A 4,666-nucleotide genomic window follows, 5' to 3' on the forward strand; every position below is an offset into this window, starting at 1 on the left:
TGATAAAAATGTCGCAAGATTCGAATAAGATAAATAATAACCTAGATAAAAATTTTAAATTAATGGCAATATCTGCTGTTGTTTTACTAATATTGTTTTTATATACAATGTTTAAAAGTAGTAATCATATTGAAGGTAATTCATATTATCTAGGTATTGTTTTTCTTTTTCTTCTTCTTTTTGTAACGATTATTATCAAAGTAAAAGAAGATAAAATCAAGGCATATTTAAATAGAAATAAAAAAGGTCAAAAAAGTGCATTTGATGCAGAACTTGTAAAATCAAAAGCAAAAGCTTTTAATGATGATTTAAATTCAAATATACAAGCAGTTAGTTCAAACGTAACATTTAAAGACATAGCAGGTATTTCAGAAATTAAAGAAGAGTTAGAAGAAGTAGTTGATTTTTTAAATGAGCCAAATAAATATTTACAACATGGAATAAAACTTCCAAAGGGTGTTTTATTAGTTGGACCTCCAGGTGTTGGTAAAACTTTAATAGCAAGAGCAGTTGCTGGTGAAGCTGATGTTCCATTTTTCTATCAAAGTGGAGCTTCTTTTGTACAAATTTATGTAGGAATGGGTGCTAAAAAAGTTAGAGAATTATTTGCTAAAGCTAAAGCTTCTGCACCTGCTATTGTATTTATTGATGAAATTGATGCAGTTGGAAAAGCAAGAAGTGGTAAATCAAATGATGAAAGAGAATCTACTCTAAATGAACTATTAACTCAAATGGATGGTTTTGATGGTGATAGTGGTGTTATAGTAATTGCTGCTACTAATAAAATCGAAGTTTTAGATGATGCACTTTTAAGAGCTGGAAGATTTGATAGAAGAGTTCATGTTGGTTTACCAAATATTGATGATAGAAAAAAGATTTTATCACTATATTTACAAGGTAAAAACCATGAATTAAATATTGATAAATTAGCTTTAGATACAGCAGGATTTAGTTCAGCTGCACTTGCAACATTAATAAATGAAGCTTTACTTTTTATGATTAAAAACAACTCTGTTATTTTAGATATGGATGCTGTTGAGATTGCAAAAAATAAGTTAGAGTTTGGAAAAAAACAGATTAAAATACTTGATGAAAAACAAAAAGAGATTTTATCAATTTATCAAGCTTCTAAGGCATTTATTTCAAAAAGTAAAATTGCATTATTTGATGAATCGGTTGAAAAACTAAATTCAACTTATCCTTCATATCATGAGTTAATTGAAAATATTAAAAGAGATTTAGCAGGTATTATTGGAGTTGAAGTAATAAAAAGAGAAAAATATGCTATTAATCATATTGATTTAGAAAGTGCTTCAAAAACTGCAAATGATATTGTACATAAATACAAAATGTCAAACTCAGTTGAAGAGTTATTAACAAATGTAAAAAATGATTTAAGAGCTGAACTTTCTCATAATGCAGAAGAGATAAATAGATTAAAAGAAATTATGATTAAACATGAGGTAATAAATATTAATGATATCTAAAAAATATTTTTCAGGCTTTTGTCTTTGTAATGAATCAGAGCTTTTTAAAGATTATTTAGAAGTCAATGATTTTACAGTTTCAGGATTTTCTTATGGTGCTATTTTAGCTTTTGAAGAAGTTTTAAACTCAAATCAAAGAGTTGATAAACTTCAACTCTTTTCTCCCTCTTTTTTCCAAACACAAGATAAAAAATTTATTAGAATGCAACTTATGTTTTTTAAAAAAGATGCAAAAGCATATTGTGATAATTTTTTGAAAAATATTGCATATCCAAATAAAGTAGATACTTCTAAGTATTTTTCGCAAGGGACATATGAGCAATTAGAAGAGTTATTAACATATAAATGGGATGAAGAGAAACTACAAAAATTAGTAGATAGGGGTACTAAGATTGAAGTATTCTTAGGCCAAAAAGATAAAATAATACAATCAGATAAAGCAAATGACTTTTTTGTCAACTTTGCAACAGTATATTATATAAAAGAAAAAGGACATATTTTATGAGCGAAAAAATTGCAAGAATAGGAATTATTACAGCTTCTGATAGAGCTAGTAAGGGTATTTACGAAGATTTATCAGGTAAAGCTATTATTGATACTTTAAATGACTATTTAACATCACCTTGGGAACCTGTATATAAATGTATTGAAGATGACCAAAAAACAATTGAAGATACTATGAAAGATTTAGTTGATAATGAAGGATGTTCTTTAGTTGTAACAACAGGTGGAACAGGACCAGCTGCACGTGATGTAACACCAGAAGCAACAGAAGCTGTATGTGATAGAATGATGCCAGGTTTTGGTGAACTAATGCGTGCTGAATCTTTAAAATTTGTACCAACTGCAATTTTATCAAGACAAACAGCAGGTTTAAGAGGTAGTTCTTTAATTGTAAATCTTCCTGGAAAACCTAAATCAATTAGAGAATGCTTAGACGCAGTTTTTCCTGCAATTCCTTATTGTATTGATTTAATGGAAGGACCTTTCTTAGTTTGTAATGAAGAAGTAATAAAACCTTTTAGGCCAAAGAAAAAATAAGCGTTTATTTTACTTAAATATGTATAAGTAATGTAAGTAAAATGTATGAATTATGTAGTTATTTTTTTAAGTGATACTAAAGGTATCAACTAAACTTAAATTACATAAATTTAGTACTTTCTTTTTATGATATTTAGCCTATTGTAATTACAATAGATGCGGAAGTCAAAAAAGAAAGGACAAATTTGAATAAAATACTTTTACCATTAGTACTAGCATTAGCTACATTTTTTATAGCTAGTTTTGCTTTTAGTACACAGCATTCTACTCTTCTTGCAATAATAGTTTTACTAGTTGTAATGTGGACAAATGAAGCTTTACCCTTAGGAGTTGTATCACTACTACCAATTTTACTTTTTCCTACATTTGATATTATGAGTACAAATGCCACTTCGCTAAATTACTCTAAATCAATTATTTTCTTGTTTTTAGGTGGTTTTATGATTGCGATTGCAACTCAAAAAACTAACTTACATAAATATGTATCAGATAAGTTATTAACACTTTTCCCAAGTACTCCAAGAGGTATACTTTTCTCTTTAGCTATTACATCAGCATTTTTAAGTTCTCTAATTTCAAATACAACAACAGCACTATTATTAATTCCTATTGCTATGTATTTAACAGACGATATGAAACTTAAAATGAGACTTGTATTAGCTATTGCTTATGGTGCAAGTATTGGTGGTATTGTTACTCCAATTGGAACTCCTCCTAACTTAATTTTATTAGGGTTTATGGAACAAAATGCAATTGAGCCAATAGCATTTATTAAATGGATTTTCTTAACAGGACCTTTAGCTCTTGTTATGTTAATTGTTATTCCTTACGTTTTATCTTTAGGTGTACAAGATTTAAAATTCGATACAAAATTAGAAGATAGAGCACATTTAAACTCAGAGCAAAAAAGATTACTATTAATCTTAGGTTCACTAGTTCTGTTACTTTTATTTAATTCAAAAATTGAGCCTTATTATTCTGGTTTAGGTTTAAATGAAAAAGGTATTTTATTAGGATATGGACTATTAATGTTCTTACCAAAAATTGGTTTCTTAACATGGGAAGATACTAAAAAAATTCCATATGAAATTATATTCTTATTTGGAGCAGGTTTTTCTATTGCAAGTGCGTTCTCAAGCACAGGCTTAGCAAATGAAATTGCTACATATTTATTAGAATTGACAAGTTTACCTACAATTCTTCTAATTTTAATTGTTGCAACAATGATTACTTTTGTTACAGAAGTTACATCAAATACTGCACTAATTTCAATAGCACTTCCAATCATATATTCATTAAGTCAAACAGCGAATATTGATACGACATTGATTTTATTTATATCTACAATTTGTGCATCGTATGCCTTTATGCTTCCAATAGCAACTCCTCCAAATGCAATAGCAATGAGTAGTGGAGCTATTAAAGTTAAAGATATGGCTAAGTTTGGTTTAGTATTTAATATTTTAGGTGTGATTGCAATCACAACAATTGCTTTACTTTACTGGCAACATTATTTATAGAATATATTAATTCTAAAAAATATAAATAACTAAAATATATAACTATATAGATGCTTCTTTGATACTTTATCAAAGAAGTATCTTCTCTATAAAATATCTAAATTCCCTCCCTTTTATCACTTTTTCTGTTAAGTTTTTACTACATTTTTATATTCAAGATAAATTATTTATAATAAAGTCATGATTTAATAACAAATAATGTAGAATAAAATCTTATTTGTGTTATTAGGAGAGAAATTGAAAAATAAATTATTAACTATTAGTTTACTAATGGTTTTATTTTCAGGTTGTGCTATTACTGAACAAGCTGTTAAAACAAAAGAGCATATTTTAACACCAGTTGATAAAAGTGTTAATTCTACTAAAAGTGGATATGAAAAAACTACTTTCTTTTTTAAAGATATGTACTCAAGTATTGAAGAAAACTTCTCTTCATTAAAATCAACAATGATTGAAAATCCTTTTGCACATTTACTTTTAAGTGATGAATATATTTTAGAAAATAGAAAAAATTTAGTAATATGGAATAGCAAAAATTATGACAATGAAAAAACTATTTTAAAAAGATATTTAAAAGAAAAAGATATCAGATTAAATTATAAAGGTTTATCTCAAGCT

Annotated in this window: 5 protein-coding genes; all 5 read left to right on the forward strand. The window is 27.0% G+C overall.

Features of this window, described 5'->3' with window-relative positions; genetic code table 11:
* On the forward strand, positions 1-1,487 hold a 1,487-nt coding region (locus ACERKK_RS11390), incomplete at its 5' end, for an AAA family ATPase (RefSeq protein WP_373773199.1).
* Positions 1,477-1,992, forward strand: a complete 516-nt coding sequence (gene bioV, locus ACERKK_RS11395; protein WP_373773200.1) for a pimelyl-ACP methyl ester esterase BioV — start codon at positions 1,477-1,479, stop codon at positions 1,990-1,992. The genes ACERKK_RS11390 and bioV, both read left to right, overlap by 11 nt.
* Positions 1,989-2,528 (forward strand): molybdopterin adenylyltransferase, encoded by a 540-nt coding sequence (mog, locus tag ACERKK_RS11400; protein WP_373773201.1) that lies wholly within the window; start codon positions 1,989-1,991, stop codon positions 2,526-2,528. Before bioV ends, mog begins: the two co-directional genes overlap by 4 nt.
* Positions 2,529-2,713: 185 nt before the next feature.
* Positions 2,714-4,048, forward strand: a complete 1,335-nt coding sequence (locus ACERKK_RS11405; protein ID WP_373773202.1) for a DASS family sodium-coupled anion symporter — start codon at positions 2,714-2,716, stop codon at positions 4,046-4,048.
* 237 nt (positions 4,049-4,285) lie between these two features.
* On the forward strand, positions 4,286-4,666 hold a 381-nt coding region (locus ACERKK_RS11410), incomplete at its 3' end, for a hypothetical protein (RefSeq protein WP_373773203.1).

It is taken from the genome of Poseidonibacter sp., from assembly GCF_041821165.1.
Taxonomy (GTDB): domain Bacteria; phylum Campylobacterota; class Campylobacteria; order Campylobacterales; family Arcobacteraceae; genus Poseidonibacter.